24 protein-coding genes are annotated in these 24,222 nt (G+C 51.4%); 13 read left to right on the forward strand and 11 right to left on the reverse strand.

The genetic code is table 11. The features are described 5' to 3' along the window. Window positions 1–85: 85 nt before the first annotated feature. Both sodA and ACJ9Y9_RS23575 read right to left on the reverse strand, forming a co-directional pair. Window positions 86–706 carry a superoxide dismutase [Mn] gene (sodA, locus tag ACJ9Y9_RS23570; protein WP_010436906.1) on the reverse strand — a complete coding sequence of 207 codons (621 nt, stop codon included), beginning with the start codon at window positions 704–706 and terminating at the stop codon, window positions 86–88. 184 nt (window positions 707–890) lie between these two features. Further along, a complete protein-coding gene (locus tag ACJ9Y9_RS23575) occupies window positions 891–1,439 on the reverse strand; it encodes a helix-turn-helix domain-containing protein (protein ID WP_028018133.1) in 549 nt (182 codons plus the stop codon). Between the two features lie 102 nt (window positions 1,440–1,541). Between ACJ9Y9_RS23575 and ACJ9Y9_RS23580 the strand changes: the two genes are divergently transcribed. Together ACJ9Y9_RS23580 and ACJ9Y9_RS23585 are read left to right on the forward strand one after the other, a co-directional pair. Continuing rightward, on the forward strand, window positions 1,542–2,201 hold the full coding sequence (locus ACJ9Y9_RS23580) for an AzlC family ABC transporter permease (protein WP_028018134.1): 660 nt from the start codon (window positions 1,542–1,544) through the stop codon (window positions 2,199–2,201). Further along, window positions 2,201–2,524, forward strand: a complete 324-nt coding sequence (locus ACJ9Y9_RS23585) for an AzlD domain-containing protein (protein WP_028018135.1) — start codon at window positions 2,201–2,203, stop codon at window positions 2,522–2,524. Before ACJ9Y9_RS23580 ends, ACJ9Y9_RS23585 begins: the two co-directional genes overlap by 1 nt. A 41-nt stretch (window positions 2,525–2,565) precedes the next feature. Here ACJ9Y9_RS23585 and ACJ9Y9_RS23590 read toward each other — a convergent pair whose 3' ends face one another. Then, window positions 2,566–2,778: a DUF1471 domain-containing protein gene (locus ACJ9Y9_RS23590; protein WP_014072382.1), complete on the reverse strand. Its 213-nt coding sequence runs from the start codon at window positions 2,776–2,778 to the stop codon at window positions 2,566–2,568. A gap of 114 nt (window positions 2,779–2,892) precedes the next feature. Next, window positions 2,893–3,729: a formate dehydrogenase accessory sulfurtransferase FdhD gene (gene fdhD, locus ACJ9Y9_RS23595; protein WP_028018136.1), complete on the reverse strand. Its 837-nt coding sequence runs from the start codon at window positions 3,727–3,729 to the stop codon at window positions 2,893–2,895. Between the two features lie 372 nt (window positions 3,730–4,101). On the opposite strand from fdhD, the gene fdnG reads away from it, so the two are divergent. The 4 genes from fdnG to fdhE are packed head-to-tail and all read left to right on the forward strand — an operon-like array spanning window position 4,102 to window position 9,625. After that, window positions 4,102–7,152 carry a formate dehydrogenase-N subunit alpha gene (gene fdnG, locus ACJ9Y9_RS23600; protein ID WP_152546601.1) on the forward strand — a complete coding sequence of 1,017 codons (3,051 nt, stop codon included), beginning with the start codon at window positions 4,102–4,104 and terminating at the stop codon, window positions 7,150–7,152. A 12-nt stretch (window positions 7,153–7,164) separates the two neighbouring features. Further along, on the forward strand, window positions 7,165–8,067 hold the full coding sequence (fdxH, locus tag ACJ9Y9_RS23605; RefSeq protein ID WP_028018139.1) for a formate dehydrogenase subunit beta: 903 nt from the start codon (window positions 7,165–7,167) through the stop codon (window positions 8,065–8,067). Then, window positions 8,064–8,699 (forward strand): formate dehydrogenase cytochrome b556 subunit, encoded by a 636-nt coding sequence (gene fdoI, locus ACJ9Y9_RS23610; protein ID WP_008501832.1) that lies wholly within the window; start codon window positions 8,064–8,066, stop codon window positions 8,697–8,699. The genes fdxH and fdoI overlap by 4 nt, the downstream gene beginning before the upstream one ends. Next, window positions 8,696–9,625 (forward strand): formate dehydrogenase accessory protein FdhE, encoded by a 930-nt coding sequence (gene fdhE, locus ACJ9Y9_RS23615; RefSeq protein WP_028018140.1) that lies wholly within the window; start codon window positions 8,696–8,698, stop codon window positions 9,623–9,625. The genes fdoI and fdhE overlap by 4 nt, the downstream gene beginning before the upstream one ends. Window positions 9,626–9,664: 39 nt before the next feature. Here fdhE and ACJ9Y9_RS23620 read toward each other — a convergent pair whose 3' ends face one another. Beyond that, window positions 9,665–10,036, reverse strand: a complete 372-nt coding sequence (locus tag ACJ9Y9_RS23620; protein WP_028018141.1) for a type II toxin-antitoxin system VapC family toxin — start codon at window positions 10,034–10,036, stop codon at window positions 9,665–9,667. Between the two features lie 2 nt (window positions 10,037–10,038). Continuing rightward, the gene (locus ACJ9Y9_RS23625) at window positions 10,039–10,281 is read right to left on the reverse strand and encodes a ribbon-helix-helix protein, CopG family (protein WP_028018142.1); all 243 of its coding nucleotides are present in this window, start codon (window positions 10,279–10,281) and stop codon (window positions 10,039–10,041) included. 198 nt (window positions 10,282–10,479) lie between these two features. Between ACJ9Y9_RS23625 and ACJ9Y9_RS23630 the strand changes: the two genes are divergently transcribed. Further along, the gene (locus ACJ9Y9_RS23630; RefSeq protein ID WP_028018143.1) at window positions 10,480–11,397 is read left to right on the forward strand and encodes an alpha/beta hydrolase; all 918 of its coding nucleotides are present in this window, start codon (window positions 10,480–10,482) and stop codon (window positions 11,395–11,397) included. 11 nt (window positions 11,398–11,408) lie between these two features. On the opposite strand, the gene fabY is transcribed toward ACJ9Y9_RS23630, so the two are convergent. Genes fabY through yihX form a run of 4 tightly spaced genes read right to left on the reverse strand, consistent with a single transcriptional unit; the run spans window position 11,409 to window position 14,303 of the window. Then, the gene (gene fabY, locus ACJ9Y9_RS23635; RefSeq protein ID WP_028018144.1) at window positions 11,409–12,350 is read right to left on the reverse strand and encodes a fatty acid biosynthesis protein FabY; all 942 of its coding nucleotides are present in this window, start codon (window positions 12,348–12,350) and stop codon (window positions 11,409–11,411) included. A gap of 44 nt (window positions 12,351–12,394) precedes the next feature. After that, window positions 12,395–12,832, reverse strand: a complete 438-nt coding sequence (dtd, locus tag ACJ9Y9_RS23640) for a D-aminoacyl-tRNA deacylase (protein WP_028018145.1) — start codon at window positions 12,830–12,832, stop codon at window positions 12,395–12,397. Further along, window positions 12,829–13,710, reverse strand: a complete 882-nt coding sequence (locus ACJ9Y9_RS23645) for a virulence factor BrkB family protein (protein WP_028018146.1) — start codon at window positions 13,708–13,710, stop codon at window positions 12,829–12,831. Before ACJ9Y9_RS23645 ends, dtd begins: the two co-directional genes overlap by 4 nt. Continuing rightward, complete coding sequence (gene yihX, locus ACJ9Y9_RS23650) at window positions 13,704–14,303, reverse strand: glucose-1-phosphatase (RefSeq protein WP_028018147.1); 600 nt, start codon at window positions 14,301–14,303, stop codon at window positions 13,704–13,706. The genes ACJ9Y9_RS23645 and yihX overlap by 7 nt, the downstream gene beginning before the upstream one ends. Before the next feature lie 411 nt (window positions 14,304–14,714). On the opposite strand from yihX, the gene ACJ9Y9_RS23655 reads away from it, so the two are divergent. The 4 genes from ACJ9Y9_RS23655 to ACJ9Y9_RS23670 all read left to right on the forward strand — a co-directional run bounded on the left by ACJ9Y9_RS23655 (window position 14,715) and on the right by ACJ9Y9_RS23670 (window position 19,232). After that, window positions 14,715–15,491, forward strand: a complete 777-nt coding sequence (locus ACJ9Y9_RS23655) for a hypothetical protein (protein WP_028018148.1) — start codon at window positions 14,715–14,717, stop codon at window positions 15,489–15,491. Window positions 15,492–15,493: 2 nt separating this feature from the next. Then, on the forward strand, window positions 15,494–15,778 hold the full coding sequence (locus ACJ9Y9_RS23660; protein ID WP_028018149.1) for a hypothetical protein: 285 nt from the start codon (window positions 15,494–15,496) through the stop codon (window positions 15,776–15,778). A 69-nt stretch (window positions 15,779–15,847) separates the two neighbouring features. After that, window positions 15,848–17,122 carry an HlyD family secretion protein gene (locus ACJ9Y9_RS23665; RefSeq protein ID WP_028018150.1) on the forward strand — a complete coding sequence of 425 codons (1,275 nt, stop codon included), beginning with the start codon at window positions 15,848–15,850 and terminating at the stop codon, window positions 17,120–17,122. Further along, complete coding sequence (locus tag ACJ9Y9_RS23670; RefSeq protein WP_028018151.1) at window positions 17,115–19,232, forward strand: ABC transporter transmembrane domain-containing protein; 2,118 nt, start codon at window positions 17,115–17,117, stop codon at window positions 19,230–19,232. Before ACJ9Y9_RS23665 ends, ACJ9Y9_RS23670 begins: the two co-directional genes overlap by 8 nt. A 157-nt stretch (window positions 19,233–19,389) precedes the next feature. Here ACJ9Y9_RS23670 and typA read toward each other — a convergent pair whose 3' ends face one another. After that, window positions 19,390–21,213 carry a ribosome-dependent GTPase TypA gene (gene typA / locus ACJ9Y9_RS23675; protein ID WP_023331638.1) on the reverse strand — a complete coding sequence of 608 codons (1,824 nt, stop codon included), beginning with the start codon at window positions 21,211–21,213 and terminating at the stop codon, window positions 19,390–19,392. A 378-nt stretch (window positions 21,214–21,591) separates the two neighbouring features. On the opposite strand from typA, the gene glnA reads away from it, so the two are divergent. Then, window positions 21,592–23,001, forward strand: coding sequence for a glutamate--ammonia ligase (gene glnA, locus ACJ9Y9_RS23680; RefSeq protein ID WP_008501856.1), 1,410 nt, complete (start codon window positions 21,592–21,594; stop codon window positions 22,999–23,001). 170 nt (window positions 23,002–23,171) lie between these two features. Further along, window positions 23,172–24,221 (forward strand): nitrogen regulation protein NR(II), encoded by a 1,050-nt coding sequence (gene glnL, locus ACJ9Y9_RS23685; RefSeq protein WP_028018152.1) that lies wholly within the window; start codon window positions 23,172–23,174, stop codon window positions 24,219–24,221. The last annotated feature ends 1 nt before the right edge of the window (window position 24,222 follow it).

The raw sequence follows: 24,222 nt of genomic DNA on the forward strand, positions 1-24,222 counted from the left end.
TACGCTGAGAGGGAAAAATTGAAAAAGCCTGGTGAAATTAACCAGGCTTCATTTATGAATTAACCGGTGATACCGATATCAGGGATTATTTTTTAGCAGCAAAACGTGCAGCGGCTTCGTCCCAGTTAACAACGTCCCAGAATGCTTTGATGTAGTCCGGGCGACGGTTCTGGAATTTCAGGTAGTAAGCATGTTCCCATACGTCCAGACCCACGATTGGGAAACCGGATGCACCAGAAATTGCTTCACCCATCAGAGGGGAATCCTGGTTAGCCGTTGAAACTACCGCCAGTTTGTCACCTTTCAGTACCAGCCACGCCCAGCCAGAACCAAAACGCGTTGCAGCCGCTTTTTCGAATTCCGCTTTGAAGTTGTCAACTGAACCGAAGTCACGCTCGATCGCCGCTTTCAGGTCACCCTGCAGGGTGGTACCGGTTTTCAGGCCTTTCCAGAACAGGCTGTGGTTCGCATGACCACCTGCGTTGTTACGCAGTACGGTTTTCTTGTCCGCTGGCAGTTGATCCAGTTTGGTGATCAGCTCTTCAGCAGACAGGTTAGCGAACTCTGGCAGGCTTTCCAGCGCCGCATTCGCGTTGTTCACATAGGTCTGGTGGTGTTTAGTATGATGGATTTCCATCGTCTGCTTGTCGAAATGCGGTTCCAGTGCGTCGTAGGCATACGGCAGGGATGGCAGTGTATAACTCATAATCCTCTCCATTATTGTCGGGCGGCACAGCTGTTAATGCCGCGTAAGCAGTTGGTTCATTATAGTTAATTAAATGATATTGAAAATGATTATCAATGCCGTAATTTTTATAAGGTTATTTGCTTTTGGGAAATGGAGAAATTGTTATTTATATCATTGAGTTAACACAAAATTACCCGGCGCTTTAATTCTGTTCCGCCACCAGCAGCGCATACGTGTCTGGCTCCAGAGCTTTAAAGATGTGCGGACGATCGGCGGGATAGCAGATGTAATCCCCCGCATTCAGCTCTTCCGCCGCGTCAATCAGGCCGACCAGTGCCCGCCCCTGCGTCACGATAATATGCTCTACCGAGCCAGGCGAATGCGGCTGAGAGAGTCGATCTGCACCCGGTTGGGTCATCAGAAGGTAAACATCGCGACGCGCGCCCGGTGGACACGCCGCCAGTAAAATGGCTTCATAGTTAGCCTGCCCGGCGACCACTTTGGTCCCTTCACCGCGGCGAATCACCTGCGTGGTCGGCTGTTGTGGTTCCAGTAAACGGGCGAAAGGAATATCCAGCGCCACGCAAAGCGACCACAGCGTTTCCAGGCTAGGGTTGCCATTGCCAGACTCCAGCTGGGACAGCGTGGATTTAGCGATCCCGGCACGGCGGGCAATTTCCGCCAGTGAAAGTCCGGTTCGCTGGCGTTCTCGCACCAGACTTTTGGCGATTACGCTAATTGGCTGCGTCATATAACGGCCTCTTGTTCTATAAATCGAACGAATCGTTCGTCTTGAAAAACTGTTTTGTTGCGTTCATTATAATGGATACACGTTCGATATGGCTAAAATTGTATGAAGCATCATTTCTCTTGCCTGAAAGGCGACACGATAAAAGCAATCATCCTGGTTTGTCTCGCCGTTGGTGTGGTCGGGATGTCATACGGCTCGCTGGCGATAGCCTACGGTTTTCCTGTTTGGGTACCGTTTGTGCTTTCCATTACCGTACTCGCGGGCGCGTCCGAATTTATGTTTATCGGCATTGTCGCGAGCGGGGGTAACCCTCTGGCGGCTGCGGCTGCCGGGTTGCTGGTGAACGCCCGCCATGTGCCGTTTGGCGTCACGGTGCGTGAACTGGTCGGCAAACGTGGTTTGAGTTTTTTGGGCTGTCACATCATGAACGATGAAAGCGTGGTGTTTGGCCTGTCGCAAAAAACGCCCGAACAGCGTAAAGCTGCCTACTGGTTATGTGGTTTAGGTGTGGCGATTATCTGGCCGCTGGGAGCGCTGCTGGGTGCCATGGTCGGTAAACTTCTGCCAGATCCAGAAACCATCGGGCTGGATGCGGTGTTCCCGGCCATATTACTGGCCTTAGTGGTACCCGCATTTAAAAACCGTACCACGCTGATCCGTGCCTGTAGCGGCGCAGTGTTGTCACTGTCTGCCGTACCGTTTGCTCCGGTCGGTTTGCCGGTTCTGCTGTCTTTACTGGGCCTGGCGGCGAGGAAAAAATAATGGGAAACATGACATTCTTTATTCTGGGGATTGCCATCTTATCGGCAGGGACGTATCTGATGCGTCTGGGTGGTGCAAAGCTCGGCAGCAGGCTGGCACTGTCGGAGCGTTCACAGTCGCTGCTTTCTGACGCGGCAACGGTTTTACTCTTTTCCGTGGCGCTGGCGACAACCTTTTATGAAGGGGAACATTTTGCGGGTATGGCGCGCGTGCTGGGCGTGGCGTTTGCGGTGTTTCTGGCCTGGCGGAAGATGCCGTTAATTGTGGTGATCGTTGCGGCGGCGGTGGTAACGGCGCTACTGCGCCTGGCGGGGATACAATAAAAAAAGCGCCCCGGGGGCGCTCTTTCGACGGTAAAGCGAGATTATTTGTTCAGTTCAGCCGTCATGTGTACACGGTTACCGGAGAATGCCTGGGTAATTTTGTAAGATGACGCGCCTGCTTCCTGAGCCTGTGCAGCGATTTTCGCTTCTGCGCCGTCAATGGTAGAGGCTGTTGCGGTCACAGTCTGTGCTGCGAAAGAACCGAAAGAAGTAGCCAGAGCGATTACAGCGACAAAAGTTTTGATGCTTTTCATGATTTAAACCCTTTCGTTAAGTTGTTTAGATAAGGCGTTGTGCCTTGATGAGATAAATACTAGACCTCATCACCAACAACTAAAAGCGGAAGGATTTGCTAATATCATTCAAAATTACTGATCAACAATTAAGCGCTGAGGATGGGTATAAATTGTCGCCCTTCCCGGCTTGCAGAACCCTACCAGCGTCAGGTTACAGCGCTCGGCCACTTCCACCGCCAGCGTGGTCGCCGCCGACACGGCAAACAAAATTTCAACGCCACACATCGCGGATTTCTGCACCATCTCGTAGCTGGCCCGACTGGACACCAGCGCAGCACCTTGCTGCCAGATGTCGTTTTCACGCGCACGGCGACCGAGCAGCTTATCCAGCGCCACGTGGCGACCCACATCCTCATGCCCACCGGCAATTTCACCTGATGGCAGCACCCAGGCTGCGGCGTGTGTACAACCGCTCAGTTGACCTATCGGCTGAACGTCGTTGAGGTGTTCAAGCGCATGGTCGAGATACGCCAGATTAAAGGTCTGAGTAAACGGCAGAGGCGTAACGGGTTTACCAATATCGTTGAGTTGCTCAACGCCGCAGACACCGCAACCGGTGCGCCCTGCCAGCGCACGTCGACGCTCTTTCAGCCCCATAAAACGGCGGCTCGAGAGTTCAATTTGCACTTCCAGGCCGTTGCAGGCCTGAACCACATCCATGCCGTAGATCTCCTGCGGGTGCTCAATGATGCCCTCCGAAAGAGAAAAACCAATGGCAAAAAGCTCGAGATCTTTCGGAGAGGCCATCATCACCACATGCGAAATACCGTTGTAAACCAGGGCAACGGGAACTTCCTCGGCCAGAAAATCGGGCGTGGCGTGAGTAATGTGGGGCGGCCTGTGCACCGACAATTCCACAATGCCCGCAGGCAATGACGACGAGTGAGGAGCACGGTTTTGTTTAGACACAGCGGTATTCCTGAACAACCACGAAGGTGAGCCTGCTATTGCAACATAAACTGCAGGTCTTACGCATAGTATGGATCAACTTTTCAACAACCATTCTCCTACTCATTTCGGAGGGGTGCAACCCGACACCCGCTACACGGCTTTAACATGTCGAGCTTCCAGCGTGATCAACATCACACTTTATAATCAGCAAGGTGATAATACGTTCACTTTGTTTTAACGCCATGAGAACAGGCATACCGACATTGTGGTATTCTTATGATATCCCTCGTGGAATTGAGGGATTAACGCAAATTTTTCTCCTTTGCGGTCATTCTTTAGCCGCGAAGTCAAAACACCATATGTAAGCAATGTCGAAACAAGGAGTGACCCATGCAGGTCAGCAGAAGGCAGTTCTTTAAGATCTGCGCTGGCGGTATGGCAGGCACCACGGCAGCGGCACTGGGCTTTGCGCCCGGCGTAGCGCTGGCGGAAACGCGGCAGTATAAGCTGCTGCGCACCCGTGAAACCCGTAATACCTGTACGTACTGCTCTGTCGGTTGCGGGCTGTTAATGTATAGCCTCGGCGACGGTGCTAAAAACGCCAAAGCGTCTATTTTCCATATCGAAGGCGACCCGGATCATCCGGTCAACCGCGGCGCGTTGTGCCCGAAAGGGGCCGGTCTGGTGGACTTTATCCACTCCGAAAGCCGCCTCAAATTCCCTGAATATCGCGCGCCTGGCTCCGACAAATGGCAGCAAATTAGCTGGGAAGAAGCGTTTGACCGCATCGCAAAACATATTAAAGAAGATCGCGATGCCAACTTTGTTGAGAAAAACGCCGACGGCGTCACGGTCAACCGCTGGCTCTCCTCCGGGATGCTGTGTGCCTCTGCTTCCAGCAACGAAACCGGTTATTTAACCCAGAAATTTACGCGTGCACTCGGTATGCTCGCGGTCGACAACCAGGCGCGTGTCTGACACGGACCAACGGTAGCAAGTCTTGCTCCAACATTTGGTCGCGGTGCGATGACCAACCACTGGGTCGACATCAAGAACGCCAACCTCATTGTGGTGATGGGCGGTAACGCCGCTGAAGCGCACCCTGTCGGGTTCCGCTGGGCGATGGAAGCCAAAATCCACAACGGTGCGAAACTGATTGTTATCGATCCCCGCTTTACGCGTACTGCGTCAGTGGCGGATTTCTACACCCCTATTCGTTCAGGTACTGACATCACTTTCCTGTCAGGCGTATTGCTGTACCTGATGACCAACGAAAAATATAACCGCGAATACACCGAAGCCTATACCAACGCCAGCCTGATCGTGCGTGAGGATTACCACTTCGAAGATGGCCTGTTCAGCGGTTATGACGCCGAAAAACGCAAATACGACAAAACCAGCTGGAACTACGAGCTGGATGAGAAAGGCTTTGCGAAGCGCGATACCACGCTGCAACATCCGCGCTGCGTGTGGAACCTGCTGAAAGAGCACGTTTCCCGCTATACACCGGACGTTGTCGAAAACATCTGTGGTACGCCGAAGGCGGACTTCCTGAAGGTGTGCGAGCTTATCGCCGAAACCAGCGCGAAAGATAAAACCGCGTCGTTCCTGTACGCCCTCGGCTGGACGCAGCACTCTATCGGTGCGCAGAACATCCGTACCATGGCGATGGTTCAGCTCCTACTCGGCAACATGGGGATGGCAGGCGGCGGCGTGAACGCCCTGCGCGGTCACTCCAACATTCAGGGCCTGACCGACCTGGGTCTCCTGTCTCAAAGCCTGCCAGGCTATATGAATCTGCCAAGCGAGAAACAGCCAGACCTGCAAACCTACCTGACGGCCAGCACGCCTAAACCGCTGCTTGAAGGCCAGGTGAACTACTGGGGCAACTATCCGAAGTTCTTCGTCTCCATGATGAAAGCGTTCTTCGGCGACAAAGCGACGGCGGAAAATAGCTGGGGCTTTGACTGGCTGCCGAAGTGGGACAAAGGTTACGACGTTCTGCAGTATTTCGAGATGATGCACCAGGGCAAAGTGAACGGCTATCTGTGCCAGGGCTTTAACCCGGTTGCCTCGTTCCCGAACAAGAACAAGGTTGTTGAGTCTCTGTCGAAGCTGAAGTTCCTGGTGACGATTGACCCGCTCAATACCGAGACCTCGACCTTCTGGCAGAACCACGGTGAATCGAACGACGTCGATCCATCGAAGATTCAAACCGAAGTGTTCCGTCTGCCATCGACCTGCTTCGCGGAAGAGAACGGTTCTATAGTCAACTCCGGACGCTGGCTGCAGTGGCACTGGAAAGGTGCGGACGCCCCGGGCATCGCCATGAACGACGGCGAGATCCTGGCCGGTATCTTCTTACGCCTGCGTAAGATGTATGCGGCTGAAGGCGGCGCGAACCCGGAACCGGTGCTGAACATGAGCTGGAACTATTCGACGCCGGAAAACCCAGCGCCGGAAGAAGTGGCGATGGAGAGCAACGGTAAGGCGCTGGCGGACGTTATCGACCCGGCCACCGGTACCGTGCTGGCGAAGAAAGGCGAGCAGCTGAGCACCTTCGCGCATCTGCGTGATGACGGCACCACCTCAAGCGGCTGCTGGATCTTTGCCGGTAGCTGGACGCCGAAAGGCAACCAGATGGCCAACCGCGACAACGCCGACCCGTCAGGTCTTGGCAACACGCTGGGCTGGGCGTGGGCGTGGCCGCTCAACCGCCGCATCCTCTATAACCGCGCCTCCGCTGACCCGCAGGGTAATCCGTGGGATCCGAAGCGTCAGCTTCTCAAGTGGGACGGTGCGAAATGGGGCGGCGTGGATATTCCGGACTACAGCACTGCCGCACCAGGCAGCGATGTCGGGCCGTTTATCATGCAGCCTGAAGGGATGGGACGCCTGTTTGCTATTGATAAAATGGCGGAAGGGCCGTTCCCGGAACACTACGAGCCGTTTGAGACGCCGCTGGGCACCAACCCGCTGCACCCGAACGTGGTCTCTAACCCGGCAGCCCGTATCTTCAAGGGCGATTTCGAAGCGCTGGGTAAAAAGGACAAGTTCCCGTACGTGGGCACCACTTACCGTCTGACTGAGCACTTCCACTACTGGACCAAGCACGCGCTGCTTAACGCCATCGCGCAGCCGGAACAGTTTGTGGAGATCGGTGAAAAGCTGGCGAACAAGCTCGGCATTGCCCATGGCGATACCGTGAAGGTCTCCTCTAACCGTGGCTACATCAAAGCCAAGGCGGTGGTGACCAAGCGCATTCGCACGCTGAACGTTCACGGTCAGCAGGTGGATACCATCGGTATTCCTATTCACTGGGGGTATGAGGGCGTGGCGAAGAAAGGGTTTATTGCGAACACCCTGACGCCGTTCGTCGGTGATGCGAACACGCAGACGCCGGAGTTTAAGGCCTTCCTCGTGAACGTGGAAAAGGTGTAACGGAGACGACTTATGGCTTATCAATCTCAGGACATTATCCGTCGTTCCGCGACTAACGGTTTCACGCCCGCGCCTCAGGCGCGGGACCACCAGCAGGAAGTGGCGAAGCTTATCGACGTGACCACCTGTATCGGCTGTAAAGCCTGTCAGGTGGCCTGTTCAGAGTGGAACGACATCCGTGACGAAGTGGGTCACAACGTCGGGGTTTATGACAACCCGGCGGACCTGACCGCCAAGTCCTGGACGGTGATGCGCTTCTCTGAAGTGGAGCAGAACGACAAACTGGAATGGCTTATCCGCAAAGACGGCTGTATGCACTGCGCGGATCCGGGCTGTCTGAAGGCGTGCCCGTCAGAAGGGGCTATCATTCAGTATGCCAATGGTATCGTCGACTTCCAATCTGAGCAGTGTATTGGCTGCGGCTACTGCATTGCCGGCTGTCCGTTCAACGTGCCGCGACTGAACCCGGAAGACAACCGCGTCTACAAATGTACGCTGTGTGTTGACCGTGTAAACGTCGGCCAGGAGCCGGCTTGCGTGAAGACCTGCCCGACCGGTGCTATCCACTTTGGTTCGAAAGAGGATATGAAAACGCTGGCGGCAGAGCGCGTGGGCGAGCTGAAAACCCGTGGTTACGACAATGCGGGCCTGTACGATCCGGCCGGGGTTGGCGGTACGCACGTGATGTACGTGCTGCACCACGCCGACAAGCCGAATCTGTATCACGGCCTGCCGGAAAACCCGGAAATCAGCGCCACCGTGAAGTTCTGGAAAGGCATCTGGAAACCGCTGGCCGCGGTGGGCTTTGCTGCTACCTTCGCAGCAAGCATTTTCCACTACGTTGGTGTCGGTCCGAACCGCGCGGAAGAGGAAGATGACAACCTGCATGAAGAGAAAGACGAGGTGCGCAAATGAGAAAACGTGACACCATCGTGCGCTATACCGCGCCGGAACGTATCAACCATTGGGTCACCGCCTTCTGCTTCATGCTGGCGGCGATAAGCGGGCTGGGGTTCTTCTTCCCGTCCTTCAACTGGCTGATGCAGATCATGGGGACACCACAGCTGGCGCGCATCCTGCACCCGTTTGTTGGCGTCATCATGTTCGCGTCGTTCATCATCATGTTTTTCCGCTACTGGCACCATAACCTAATCAATCGGGATGATATCTTTTGGGCGAAGAATATTCGTAAGATTGTCGTCAACGAGGAAGTAGGTGATACCGGGCGTTATAACTTCGGTCAGAAATGCGTATTCTGGGCGGCGATTATCTTCCTGGTCCTGTTGCTGGTGAGCGGCGTGATCATCTGGCGTCCGTACTTTGCGCCTGCTTTCTCAATCCCGGTGATCCGATTCGCGCTGATGCTGCATTCATTTGCCGCAGTGGCGTTAATTGTGGTTATCATGGTGCATATCTACGCCGCCCTTTGGGTGAAAGGCACCATTACCGCGATGGTGGAAGGATGGGTAACCAGTACGTGGGCAAAGAAACATCACCCACGCTGGTACCGTGAAGTCCGCCAGAAACAGGAAAAGTCATCTGAATGAGTATTCGCATAATCCCGCAAGATGAGCTGGGGTCGAGCGAGAAACGCACGGCGGAATATATTCCGCCGTTGTTATTCCCCAGGCTCAAGAACCTCTACAACCGCCGCGCAGAGCGTCTGCGCGAGCTGGCAGAGAACAACCCGCTGGGCGATTTTCTGCGCTTCGCCGCGCTGATTGCCCACGCGCAGGAAGTGGTGCTGTACGACCACCCTCTGCAAATGGACCTGACTGCGCGCATTAAAGAAGCCAGTGAGCAAGGCAAACCACCGCTGGATATTCACGTGCTGCCGCGCGATAAACACTGGCACAAGCTGCTGCATTCGCTGATTGCCGAACTGAAGCCAGAGATGAGCGGCACCGCGCTGGCCGTTATCGAAAATCTGGAAAAAGCCTCCGATCAGGAGCTGGAAGAGATGGCGAGCGCGCTGTTTGCTTCCGATTTTACGCTGGTCAGCAGTGATAAAGCCCCGTTTATCTGGGCTGCGCTGTCGCTCTACTGGGCGCAAATGGCGAGCCTGATCCCCGGTAAAGCCCGTGCAGAATATGGTGAAGCACGCCAGTTTTGCCCGGTATGCGGCTCTATGCCGGTATCCAGTATGGTGCAGATTGGTACCACTCAGGGGCTGCGCTACCTGCACTGCAACCTGTGTGAAACCGAATGGCATGTAGTGCGCGTGAAGTGCAGCAACTGTGAACAGACTCGCGATCTCAACTACTGGTCGCTGGAAAACGAAGAAGCAGCGGTAAAAGCCGAAAGCTGCGGCGACTGCGGGACTTACCTCAAGATTCTGTATCAGGAAAAAGACCCAAAAGTCGAAGCGGTAGCCGACGATCTCGCCTCGCTGATTCTGGACGCAAAGATGGAGCAGGAGGGCTTTGCCCGCAGCTCGATCAACCCGTTCCTGTTCCCGGGTGAAGGGGAATAATTCCCTGTGACAGTGCCGGGCGGCGCGTGCTTGCCCGGCCTACAGCTGGTACGGTGAAACAACCCCTGGAATACCCTGAAAGTCTTTGGTATTCCGGGTTATTAACGGGCTATTTCTGCTTTGGGCAGTCGCTAAAATAATGGCATCCGGCAGTTTCATGCCATGTTTCTCACGGAGCACGACGCTTCTTTCAGCAATCTCTCGGGTTACATCGATAATCTCAAATGCGCCCAACACTGTCGCTGTTTTCGCTTCGTGGCCATGTTTGCGTGCCCCCACCATGACTTCCATCCATGTAATTAGACTGATTGACCGGTGCGATGCTGTGTTTTCGATTGTATTTGCTGCCTCGACGCGATTATTGAAAAGGTCGATCAGGATATTGGTATCAAAAACCGCCATGTGTTCCATAGCTACCACTCCTCACGCAGCTTACGTTCATACTCTAATCCATCTTCTTGCTGGTTCCCCCACAGACCAAGCGCATCACGGATAACGGATGAGCTTTGCTGATCGAGAAACTGCTCAATTGCTTCACGCAGTAATTCGGCACGAGGTTGGTTACGCAGCTGTTTGAGGTTATCGAGACGTTGAATAACGTCATCCGACAAATCGATCAGAATCCTGCCCATGTTAAGCTCCACGAGAAAACTCATATATCACCTCAGTATATCATTATTGTTTATTTTCAAGGCAACATACGCTTTCTCTCAGTAGAGTAAAAGTCCCCGCCAATAGTTTGCCTTCCATTTGCGAGGCGCTTTCCAGATTGTTGTCCTCAACAACATTCTTGTTTTCTTTTGAATTAAACCAGGCTATAAAGCTGTATATCCATACAGTTAAAGGGCATTTTCATGGCACTGGAAAAGGGTATTGCGCAGCTGGTTCAGGGATTTATCGCTGCAGGTCGGCCATCGTCGCGTCGACAGACCATTGAGGTACGACGAGCAGGGTATGTTGCCAGCACGGGGCTTGCCGGGAAGATAGAAACGCGCGTTCAGGTGGAGACGCTTGTCCTTGATGGACTTACCATCCGGGTGTTTTCACCTCTCAATGCGTCTGAATTATTGCCTGCAGCCATCTACTACCACGGCGGGTGCTTTATCAGCGGTGGATTTGATACGCATGATAATCAGCTCCGCCAGCTGGCATTTTACGGTAGCTGCCGGGTGATTGCGGTTCAGTACAGACTGGCACCCGAGCATCAATTCCCCGCAGCACATGACGACGCAGAACGCGCTGCAGAGCTTGTCTGGCAGAATGCAGACAAACTGGGTGTAGATAAAAACCGAATCACCCTTTGCGGCGACAGTGCAGGTGGACATCTTGCGCTGGTGACATCACTGCGGCTCAAAGATAAAGGCCTGTGGAATCCAGCACAGCTCATCCTGATCTATCCCATGCTTGATGCCACAGCCAGCTTTGAAAGTTATGCCCTGAATGGCACGGATTATATTATCACCCGCGATACCCTGCTCAGCGGGTATGAAATGTATCTCGCAGAGACTGACCTTCAGCATCCGGAAGCCAGCCCACTGTGGCGCGATGATTTTCACGGCCTTCCGCCTGTGCACATTATTACCGCTGAATACGATCCGCTATGTGATGAGGGAGAAATGCTGTTCCAGCATCTGACTGAGCAGGGTGTGAAGTGTACTGCTCAGCGCTGGCTGGGCGTTATCCATGGCTTCTTTCAGCTTGGCGGTGTTAGTCAGTCAGCTCGAGACGTTATGCGAGACATCGCCTGGCGAATTAGCTCAGCCAGGCAATAACAACGAAGGGATTATTCCTCTTCGTTCCCACCCTCTTCATACGCGCCGAATGGCTTCGCCGGAAGAACAATATAGGTGCCTTCAAACACCGCGCCAGATGTTTTGTCACCAAACAGTTCAACCTGCATTTGTACGCGGGCTTTGCGACCTCGGGCCAGGCGATCGAGGTCGCCACCCAGTGAACCCAGATCGGCCACGGCGCTCGGTTTACCGCTGATCGGTGCGCTATAGCGGATATGGGCGTCGGCCAGAATGATCGTCCCCCCCAGATGGCGCTCACGCAGCATCAGCCAGATAAGCCCCCAGCCGGTCAGCGTAGCCAGCGAGAACAGACTTCCGGCAAACAGGGTGTGGTGTGGGTTTTGATTGCCGATCTCCGGCATGGTGGTGATAAATTTTTGTCCTGTGTACTGCTGAATACGGACACCCATTTTTTCACTCAGCGGAATGTGCTGATACCAGGCTTGCTGTAGCTGCCCGCACCAGTCGGCGCGATGCAAAATATCATCCAGCGTGGCGATAGGTTTAATCATCAAAAAGTGACGAATCGGTGTGGTTTGCGGGGTAGTGATTTCCCCCTGATTAACAAAACCAAGTTTCGCGAAGAACTCCACGGCATCTTCGCGGGCACTACAGGTGACGCGCTTAACGCCTTCCTGACGGGCGACAGATTCCAGGGTCATCGCCATCAGCGTCCCCAGACCTTTGTCCTGCACGGAGGGATGAACCGCCATAAAGCGAATAGACGCTTCGTTATCGGCGTTGATATACAAACGCCCAACGGCGACGAGGTTGCCCTCTTCATCCATCACCATCTGATGGTGGGCCATCGCATCCCAGGCGTCGCGTTCAGACCCTTTTGGCTGATGTAATGGCTTGCGCAGCATTTCCCAGCGGAACTGGTAATAGGCTTCTAACTCTTCTTCCGTTTGCGGTACTCGAAGGTGATACATAGCTGTACTCTCTCTTGTTACCCGCGGCCACGCCGCCAGTTGGCTCATACCTGGAGCCAGAATGTGACGGGGCCATCGTTCACCAGCGAAACCTGCATATCAGCAGCGAATCGTCCGGTTTGCGTATTCATTTCCTGCTGGCGACAGCGCTCAACAAAATACTCATAAAGTTCTTCAGCACGATCAGGTGTGGCACCTTTAGAAAAACTCGGGCGCATGCCGCGCTCGGTATCCGCCGCCAGTGTGAACTGAGACACCACCAGCACGCTGCCGCCCGCCTGCTGAACGTTAAGGTTCATCTTACCTTCCGCATCGCTGAAAATACGGTAGCCCAACACACGCTCACACAAGCGGTTGGCTTTTTGTTCGTCATCATCCTTTTCGACACCTAACAACACCAAAAGTCCTGGGCCAATTTCACCCGTCACCTCTCCCTCCACGGTGACGCTGGCAAGGGTTACGCGCTGTATCAATGCAATCATGGTTGGTCTGCTTCTTGTTGTTTTTCAGCTGCTGCTGCTTTTTTGAGTTCGCGATAGACACCGAGAGTGACAGTTATTTCGGCACCAAGCAAGACGATACACCAGGTCCAGTAGACCCAGACAAACAAAATCGGGATCACCGCCAGCACGCCGTAAATCAGCTGATAGGACGGAAACATGGTGATGTAGAGGGCAAACCCTTTCTTCCCGAGCTCAAAGAGCAACGCCGCCACTAGCGCCCCCACGACCGCATCACGGTTAGGCACGCGCGTGGTCGGCACGACGCTATAGAGCAGCCAGAATGAGAGCCAAGACAGGATCAGCGGGAAGATGCGAAGCACATTATCAATAACGCCGTTTAAATCACTCGCCCAGCGTAATGAAAGAAGATACGAGCTGATTGCCAGACTCGCCCCGGCCAGCAACGGACCCAGCGTCAGGATCATCCAGTAAACGGCAAAGGAGTACACCTTCGGTCGTGCCTTTTTACTCCGCCAGATGGTGTTCAGCGCGTTATCAATGGCGTACATCAACAGCAGCGCAGTGACGATAAGACCGCATGCCCCCACTGCCGTCATCTTGTTGGAGTTAGCAACGAACTGCTCAATGTAGTTCTGGATGACATCCCCGGTTGCAGGAATAAAATTTGCGAAGACAAAATGGCGAAGCTGCAGACTAACGTCTGCAAACATTGGAAAAGCGGAAAAAAGCGCAAAGATAACCGCCACCAGCGGCACTAATGAGAGCAACGACACGTACGCGAGATTACCCGCCAGCGTGGTCATGTTGTCCTCATCAATGCGATGCCAGAGCAGTTTTAGCCAGGCTCTCAGCGGGCGAGTATGATGGGTGGCTTTTTGATGAACGGTTTTTAGCATAACTGCTTCGCAAAGTAGTTTGGTATCGTCTCTTTTCCGGTCACCAGAATTGACGTAATACCCAACTGGTTAGCTCCCTCTATATTATCGGCGTTGTCGTCGAAAAAGACCGCATCGGCCGCGGTAAATCCTTCTGCCTGAAGAACAGCCTGATAAATTCGTGCCTCAGGTTTACGCATCCCCATTTCCTGCGAAAGATAAATCTTATCTGCCGCTGCCTTAACTTCAGGGTACTCCTCAGGCCAAAATGTGGTGTGCAGACGGTTGGTATTTGACAACACCACCACACGATGTCCTTGCTCTCGCAGTTTGTGCATGATGTTCGTAACTTCCGGACGTATCGCCACAAATACCGCCTGCCAGCCGTGAGAAAACTGCTCGTAGCTTAACGGCAGATCCAGTTCATGGCAGAAACGTTCGGCGAACTCTTCATCGCTGATTTCGCCGCGTTCGTGTTGATGGAAGGTCTCGCTCATCACGAAACTCTGCTTCAATGTCGCCAGTGGGACACGGCTAAAATCGCTCCATGCGCCCAGCACCCGATTAAAATCGATATCGACGATTACATTTCCTAAGTCAAAGATATAAAGCATGTTTATCTCCTGCTCGCCGTGGAAAAGTAACTGTAGCGGGAAAGATAAGCTTTGGCTATGCGCCAGATTCAGCTTAGGGGGATTGATCTAAAGAACGAAAATTTAGCATTCGGAGATGCTATTGAGTTTCGGGACAATAGTCAGTGAGACGAGTTTTATTTAAGTGCGTTTTTGCAGAGGTATTCGTATCAATTCAATCTGTAAAACCCTACAGAAAAACGCTTCCGTACAGTTTCTTTTCATCACCACATTACCACTACTTACTCCATGGGAATCCCATTTCACGCGGCTTTGCTCGAGATTGATACAAACTCACTTTACTCAAATTTACATTTAGATACAAATACTGCATTTATCTTCTTTTTTATAATGGTAGGTTTACATTACTTTACACATGGAGCAGCACTTTTCGTGAAGATTAAAAAGGGATACATCCTCTGTGCCGTTTTAATAGCGATACTCTGCACTTTCGCTATTTACTCATACAACGCCTACCGATATAAAAAAGCCAGCAGAGATATTTTATATCAACTCTCTAGCCAACTTATTGTGAGGCAAGGGCTTGAACCAAAACTTTCAACCCACCTCGTTTTTGATACGTTATATATCGACGGAAATATATCAAAAGATGATGACAAAATAATTTCTTCAATTATCAAAAAAAACCTTATTCCTGTAAGAACAATATCGATAAACAGTGGTGGCGGTGATGTCGAAACTGCAATCAAAATAGCACGCATTATTCATAACAAAGAAATTAACATTGAGGTCAGGCGATTATGTCTTTCTTCCTGTGCTAACTATCTTTTCCCTGCGGCAAAAAACAAAATCATCAATTATGGTTCCATTATTGGTTTCCATGGCTCACCTAATTCTGATGACAGTAAGTTAACGACCACGGTTAACGGTGAAATCAATACAGACACAACGATAACAGATCGCATTTTCTCAGAAATAAGAAAAACGGATAAAGCATTTTACAAAGATATAAATGTGTCATGGATGATGCCACTTTGCGGGCAAAAAGAAAATATTGGTGATCCAGACACAGGTCTGTCGACGTACAGCGAAAAGGATTTTACGCGTTTTGGCGTAAAAAACATTTCATTCACGGATGGTGAAATGGTATGGAAAAAGTCTATGGATATTATGGGTATACCTTTTGCTCACTATTGCAAGGAAAATTAATAATGCGTGAACTCAATGAAAATGAATTAAGCAATGTAAGCGGTGCAGGAATGTGGGGTTCTATCGGTAGTGCGATTGGTGGGATGTTCGGTGGTGGTAGTGCTGGTTGTAACGGCAGCTATTCCCACACCAGTACCACCAACAAGGATGGTTCTCACTCTGAAAGCACCTCCTTTAGCGGCGGTTGCTCAGTTAACGTTGGTGGTAAAAGCGGTGGTTCGTCAAAAGGTAATGGAGGTTCGAAAAATGGCGGTGGCCGCCAGGGTAATGATCACGGCAGACATTAATTCCTGAATCGTTATCACTCATAGCCGCTGATATTGAGCGGCTATTTCCACAGCCGTAAGAGGCCAGATATGTTTCGCAAGGAAGCTATTGAATATAAGAGTACCCGATGGGAAGGAAAGGCCGTACTTCTCCCAGGGATCCCTTTTGCTTTTATCGTATTGCTCAGCCTGTTTTTTATTGCCTCTATTTCTATTTTTATTGCCAAAGGTTCCTATACCCGGCGCGTCATTGTTCACGGTGAGATAACGACTTTCCCCGGTGCAGTGAATATCTCTGCATCAATGCAGGGTACGGTAGTGAAGAGTTTTGTTAGCGAAGGCGATCGTATAAAAAAAGGTGACGCACTCTTCCTCATTCATTCAGGTGTATCGACGCAATCAGGTCTGGTTGATGAGAACAAAAAAAAGGAGATCACCCTACAGATCAACAGTATCAGTGTAATGATGGCAAATTTGATCTCTTCGAAAAAACGTACGCTCAACGCACTGATAATTCAGAAAGTACATTATCAGTCCAGTTTTAACACCTCATCTGAATTGCTTGTGCAGGCTGAGCGGGAACTGCATCAGATTGAGAAAAACGTTAACGATTACCGCAGTTATCAGGAAAAAGGTCTGGTCACGAAAGACCAGATGAGCAGCCAAAACGCACTACTCTATCAACAGCAGAGCAATGTTTCTGACCTGGTCGCCAGAAAATCACAGGACCAGGTTCAGGTAGATATGCTCAATCAGCAGATCCAGTCCCAGGGAGCTGATTATGACCACCAGATTTATCAGCTTGAGCAACAAAAGTATGAGCTGGAAAAAGAAAAGTTAAACACAGAAGCAGAAGGAAATTATGTCATCGAGGCGACAGCCGATGGCTTAATCGACTCCATCAATACGACGCAAGGTAAGATGATCGGCTCCGGCGATGTACTCGCGCGTGTTCAGCAGAATATACATTCGCCATGCTATATCGAAACCTGGGTTCCGGATGAAGTTCTCCCCTATCTTGCGATTGGCCAGCGCGTTAATGTCAGTTACGACGCCTTTCCTTATGAGAAATTTGGTCAGTTCAGGGCATCAATATCAGCAATATCCAGGGTTCCGGCATCGAAACCTGAACTCCTGTCAAAGCAGACCATTGCACACGAATTCTATGACGATAAAAAATCCTGGTACAAAATCATGATCAAACCTGACCTACAGTCTGTGCAGGTTCATGGCAAGCAACTCTCACTGAGCCAGGGAGCAAAAGCGCAGATTTCTCTTTTCCTTGAAAAGAGACGTATCTACGAATGGTTATTATCGCCATTTTACGAAATGAAAATGAGCGTAACGGATGCGGGAAATGAATAATTTTTATACCCCTGAGACGCTGATGCGCAAACTTGATTTGAGGTTATTTAAACGCATCCCGGTTGTCTTTCAAACTGAAGCATCCGAATGTGGCCTGGCCTGTCTTTCAATGATATGCAGTTTTTATGGCAAGCAGGTTGACCTTCTACAACTCCGGCAACAATTCAATTTGTCATCGCGTGGGGTCAACCTCAATGCGATAAAAGCAATTGCCAGTGAACTGGAGATGTCGTCACGCGCATTGTCCGTGGAGCTTCAGGAATTACGTGATGTGCGTAAGCCCTGCATTTTGCACTGGGATTTTAACCATTTTGTCGTACTGATTAAGGTCGATAAGAACAGCGTGGTGATCCACGATCCTGCGTTTGGACGACGGGTAATTAGCATGCCCGAATTGTCCAGGCATTTTACCGGTGTCGTGCTTGAGGTATGGCCGGGAACGGCCTTCTCAGGTCAAAAGAAGCAAAAGAGGTTAAAAACCGCCACGTTATTAAAGAATATCAATGGTCTGACGGCATCACTGACAAAGATATTTTTCTTATCGCTGGTGATTGAGTTGATCAGCCTGCTGTTGCCAGTGGGTACACAATTAGTCACGGATAATGTCATTGCATCCGGAGATTACGGTTTACTCAATCTCATCTGTCTTGGGCTGTTCATTCTGATTCTGTTGCGTTTGGCGGTCAGTGTCATACGCTCCTGGACCACGCTGATACTGGGAACACTCATCGACGTCCAGTGGAGCTTTAGCCTCTTTTCGCACCTTATTAAGCTACCGACGACCTATTTTGAAAGGCGCAAACTGGGGGATATTCAGTCTCGTTTCCACTCACTTGATGTGATACGCGCCACATTTACCACCGGTTTAACTGGTAGCATTGTTGATACGCTAATGCTCATGGGTTTGCTGATAATGATGTTTTTATACAACCTGCAACTCAGCATGATCGTGGTCTCTTTTACCGCAATATATACCTTCATTCGGTTTGCAACCTATCGATACTACCGCCAGTTATCCGAAGAAGAATTAATCAAGGAGGCACGTCTTAATTCTTATTTTATGGAAACCCTGTACGGTATTGCGACGATTAAGATTCAGGGGATGACTGACCTGAGAATCAATAATTGGTTTAACCTTTTTTCAGATAGGGTCAATACTGGTATTCGTTTGACGCGAATGGATCTTTTCTTTGGTGGCGTTGTATCTTTTATCGCCGCCTGCGACCAAATTGTTATCCTGTGGGTAAGCGGCAAACTGATGATTGATAGTCATTTAACCATCGGCATGTTTATCGCGTTTAACACCTTCAGGAGCCAGTTCTATGATCGAATAAATACCCTCATCAACTTTATCATTCAGCTGAACATCATCAACTTACATAATGAACGCGTTGCCGATATTGCGCTACAGGAAGCAACATCTTTAACGGCCACCAGCCCGCTGCGTTTACCACAGGGAGCCTTAACGCTTGAAACCCAGGATCTGGCCTACCGTTATGATAACCATGCAGACCCCATCTTCAGTAAACTGAATCTGACCATTCATGCCGGAGAGAGTATTGCTATTACGGGCGTGTCGGGTGCCGGTAAAAGCACCCTAATGAAAGTGTTATGCGGATTATTCGAACCCGCGAACGGCTGTGTCCGAATTAATGGCATTGATATTAAGCAACTTGGTTTTGAGCATTATGCTGAACGCATTGCCTGTATTATGCAGGAAGATAAGCTGTTTTCGGGCTCAATCAAAGAAAACATCGCCGGTTTCCGGCCTGACATTGACGAGCAATGGATGGTGGAATGCACCATCGCCAGCCATATTCATAATGACATTTTAAAACTACCGATGGGTTATGAGACACTGATTGGTGAACTCGGGGAAGGGTTATCCGGTGGTCAAAAACAGCGGCTTTATATTGCCAGGGCATTATACCGCAAACCGGGTATTCTATTCATGGACGAGGCGACCAGCCACCTGGATAAAACCAGTGAGAGCCAGGTCAATCAGTCTATACAAGCGATGAATATTACCAGGATCATTATCGCACATCGCGAAACCACGATTTCATCGGCAGATCGGGTGTTCGTGATAAATGGAGAAGAGCTACCCTAATCTGTTGAATTTCGCGGAACAGAGATTGACTCAGGACATGTCAATTCCGGGTAATAAAGGAAGTCTGGTCATTATCAAATAAAAAGCCGCTGAACGCTCAGCGGCTTTTTACGTTCCGGGTAATGAGAACGCTTACCCGGCCTACGGCATAACCGTATTAGTCTTCTTTCGCACCGCGCATAGCACGTTTACGATCGTTCTCGGTCAGGTGACGTTTACGGATACGAATTGACTGAGGAGTCACTTCTACCAGTTCGTCGTCATCGATGAATTCCAGAGCTTGCTCCAGAGTCATCTTGATCGGTGGAACCAGAACCGTTGCTTCGTCAGTACCGGACGCACGCATGTTGGTCAGTTTCTTACCGGTCAGGCAGTTTACAGTCAGGTCGTTAGAACGACTGTGAATACCGATGATCTGGCCTTCATAAACTTCAGCACCGTGACCCAGGAACAGCTTACCGCGATCCTGCAGACCGAACAGCGCAAACGCAACCGCTTTACCCTGACCGTTGGAGATCAGCACGCCGTTGTTACGCTGGCCAACTTCGCCCGGACGAACATCGTCGTAGTGGCTGAAGGTGGAGTACAGCAGACCAGTACCGGAAGTCATGGTCATGAATTCAGAACGGAAGCCGATCAGACCACGGCTTGGGATCACGTAGTCAAGACGTACGCGGCCTTTGCCATCTGGATTCATGTTTTTCAGGTCGCCTTTACGCTCACCCAGAGCCTGCATCACAGAACCCTGGTGCTGCTCTTCAACGTCCAGCGTCACGTTTTCGAACGGCTCTTGTTTACGGCCATCGATTTCGCGGAAGATAACTTTCGGACGGGAAACCGCCATTTCGAAACCTTCACGACGCATGTTTTCGATCAGAACAGACAGGTGCAGCTCACCACGACCTGAAACGCGGAATGCATCAGCGTCTTCGGTTTCTTCAACGCGCAGCGCAACGTTGTGCACCAGCTCTTTGTTCAGGCGGTCAAGGATCTGACGAGAGGTAACAAATTTACCTTCTTTACCGCAGAACGGAGAGGTGTTGACGTTGAAGAACATGGATACGGTTGGTTCATCAACGGACAGGGCTGGCAGCGCTTCGACGTTCTGCGGGTCGCAGATGGTGTCGGAGATGTTCAGTTCACCCAGACCGGTGATGGCGATGATGTCGCCCGCTTCCGCGATGTCGCTCTCGATACGCTCAAGGCCCAGGTGAGTCAGTACTTTACCGACTTTACCGTTACGGGTTTTGCCTTCGCTATCAATGATAGTGACCTGCTGGTTAGGCTTCACTTTACCGCGCTTGATACGACCAATGCCGATTACACCAACATAGTTGTTGTAGTCGAGCTGAGAGATCTGCATCTGCAGGGTGCCGTCGAGATCGACGTTTGGCGCAGGAACACGGTCAACAATCGCCTGGTACAGCGGGGTCATGTCTTCAGCCATGTCTTCGTGATCCAGACCCGCAATACCGTTCAGCGCAGAAGCGTAAACGATAGGGAAGTCCAGCTGCTCGTCGGTCGCGTCGAGGTTAACGAACAGGTCGAATACCTGGTCAACAACCCAGTCAGGACGCGCGCCAGGACGGTCAACTTTGTTGATAACAACGATTGGCTTCAGACCATGGGCAAATGCTTTTTTGGTCACGAAGCGTGTCTGTGGCATTGGGCCATCCATTGCGTCAACGACCAGCAGAACGGAGTCTACCATGGACATTACACGTTCAACTTCACCACCGAAGTCGGCGTGCCCTGGGGTATCAACGATGTTGATACGGTAGTCATTCCATTTAATCGCGGTGTTTTTCGCGAGGATGGTAATCCCACGCTCTTTCTCCAAATCGTTGGAGTCCATCACGCGTTCTTGGGTTTCGGCACGCGCATCAAACGTACCGGATTGCTGCAGCAGCTTGTCAACCAGGGTAGTTTTACCATGGTCAACGTGCGCGATGATGGCGATGTTACGCAAATTTTCGATCACAACTTTGCCTCAGGCATTTAGAAATAGCGCGTTATTGTACACGGATTAATCGCACTACAAAACAGGATCACAAACATCCCCCGCAAACAAGTATTGCAGAGATGCTTTGTGATCGCTTTCACGGAGCGGTAAAAGGGCACTTTAACGTAAATTGCACCAATATGGTGCTCAATGTTCACATTGAAGCACTATACTGGTGCAACAAATCCATTGTGGTGCAGCCCTTTTGCACTATGGTGCGCATGATAACGCCTTTTTGGGGTGTTTTAAAAGTTGGCACAGATTTCGCTTTATAAAAAATACATGGCACCAGCCAGTACAAACAGAAATTGAAGACCTCGTTACCACGACGACAATGACCAATCTGGAGAGTTAAGTATGTCCGCTGAACACGTTTTGACGATGCTGAACGAACATGAAGTGAAGTTTGTTGATCTGCGCTTCACCGATACCAAAGGTAAAGAACAGCACGTCACAATTCCTGCTCATCAGGTAAACGCCGAATTCTTCGAAGAAGGCAAAATGTTTGACGGCTCCTCCATTGGTGGCTGGAAAGGCATTAACGAATCCGACATGGTTCTGATGCCAGATGCGACCACTGCGGTCATTGATCCGTTCTTCGAAGAACCAACCCTGATCATCCGTTGCGACATCCTCGAGCCAGGCACGCTGCAGGGCTACGACCGCGACCCACGTTCTATCGCAAAACGCGCTGAAGAGTACCTGCGTTCTACCGGCATCGCAGACACCGTTCTGTTCGGGCCAGAGCCAGAATTCTTCCTGTTCGACGACATCCGTTTCGGTGCGTCTATTTCTGGTTCCCACGTTGCTATCGACGATATCGAAGGCGCATGGAACTCTTCCACCAAATACGAAGGTGGTAACAAAGGTCACCGTCCAGGCGTTAAAGGCGGTTACTTCCCGGTTCCTCCGGTCGACTCAGCACAGGACATTCGTTCCACCATGTGTCTGGTGATGGAAGAGATGGGCCTGGTAGTTGAAGCTCACCACCACGAAGTGGCGACTGCGGGTCAGAACGAAGTGGCTACCCGCTTCAACACCATGACCAAAAAAGCAGACGAAATTCAGATCTACAAATACGTTGTGCACAACGTTGCGCACCGTTTCGGTAAAACCGCTACCTTCATGCCAAAACCTATGTTTGGCGACAACGGTTCCGGTATGCACTGCCACATGTCTCTGTCCAAGAACGGTACCAACCTGTTCTCTGGTGACAAATATGCTGGTCTGTCTGAGCAGGCGCTGTATTACATCGGCGGCGTAATCAAACACGCTAAAGCGATCAACGCCCTGGCTAACCCAACCACTAACTCCTACAAGCGTCTGGTCCCGGGCTACGAAGCACCAGTAATGCTGGCCTACTCTGCGCGTAACCGTTCTGCTTCTATCCGTATCCCGGTTGTTGCTTCTCCTAAAGCGCGTCGTATCGAAGTGCGCTTCCCGGACCCAGCGGCTAACCCATACCTGTGCTTCGCAGCACTGCTGATGGCTGGTCTGGATGGTATCAAGAACAAGATCCACCCAGGCGAAGCAATGGACAAAAACCTGTACGACCTGCCGCCAGAAGAAGCGAAAGAGATCCCACAGGTTGCTGGTTCTCTGGAAGAAGCCCTGCAGGCGCTGGACGCAGACCGCGAGTTCCTGACTGCAGGTGGCGTATTCACTGACGACGCTATCGATGCTTACATCGCCCTGCGTACTGAAGAGAACGACCGCGTGCGTATGACTCCGCATCCGGTAGAGTTCGAGCTGTACTACAGCGTTTAATTAAGTTGTTTTACCCGGCGTCACAAACGCCGGGGGTAGTTGCCGTGGAAACTTTTAGCCCATCTCCGGATGGGCTTTTTTCTCCACCAACAACCTGATCTCGCGCGCTTTTTACGACGAAAAAGCTATACTGCACTAAATTAGTGCAAACAACTCCAGGAGACTGCTGAATGGCAACTGGCACGCTGCCCGATGCTGGGCAGATTCTCAATTCTTTGATTAACAGTATCTTGCTTGTCGACGACGAGCTGGCCGTACATTATGCCAACCCGGCGGCACAGCAGCTGCTCGCCCAAAGCGCACGTAAACTGTTTGGCACCCCGCTTCCGGAATTACTGAGTTATTTTTCGCTGAATATTGGCCTGATGCAGGAAAGTTTGCAGGCCGGTCAAGGATTCACGGATAACGAAGTCACGCTGGTTATCGACGGGCGCTCGCATATTCTGTCACTGACTGCCCAACGCCTTCCTGAAGGACTGATCCTGCTGGAAATGGCGCCAATGGATAATCAGCGCCGACTGAGCCAGGAGCAGCTTCAGCATGCCCAGCAAATTGCCGCCCGCGACCTGGTGCGAGGTCTGGCGCATGAAATCAAAAACCCGCTGGGTGGGTTACGCGGCGCAGCACAACTCCTGACAAAGGCGTTGCCCGACCCCGCGCTGGCGGAGTACACCAACGTCATCATCGAACAGGCAGACCGCCTGCGCAATCTGGTTGACCGTCTTCTCGGGCCACAGCAACCGGGTATGCACGTATCAGAAAGTATTCATAAAGTGGCTGAGCGGGTGGTGAAACTGGTTTCGATGGAATTACCAGAAAACGTCACGCTGGTGCGTGATTACGACCCAAGCCTGCCAGAACTGGCACATGACCCGGATCAGATTGAGCAGGTACTGTTGAATATCGTACGCAATGCCCTGCAGGCTCTGGGGCCTGAAGGGGGCGAGATTATTTTACGTACCCGCACCGCCTTCCAGCTCACGTTACACGGCGTACGCTATCGACTGGCCGCCCGAATCGACGTTGAGGATAACGGACCTGGTATTCCATCGCATCTACAGGACACCCTGTTCTACCCGATGGTAAGTGGTCGCGAAGGCGGAACCGGCCTGGGCTTATCCATTGCACGCAGTTTGATCGATCAACACTCTGGAAAAATTGAATTTAACAGTTGGCCGGGACACACCGAGTTTTCGGTTTTCCTGCCGATTAAAAAATAAA

Source organism: Enterobacter sp. CPE_E1241 (assembly GCF_045618265.1).
Lineage (GTDB): Bacteria > Pseudomonadota > Gammaproteobacteria > Enterobacterales > Enterobacteriaceae > Enterobacter > Enterobacter adelaidei.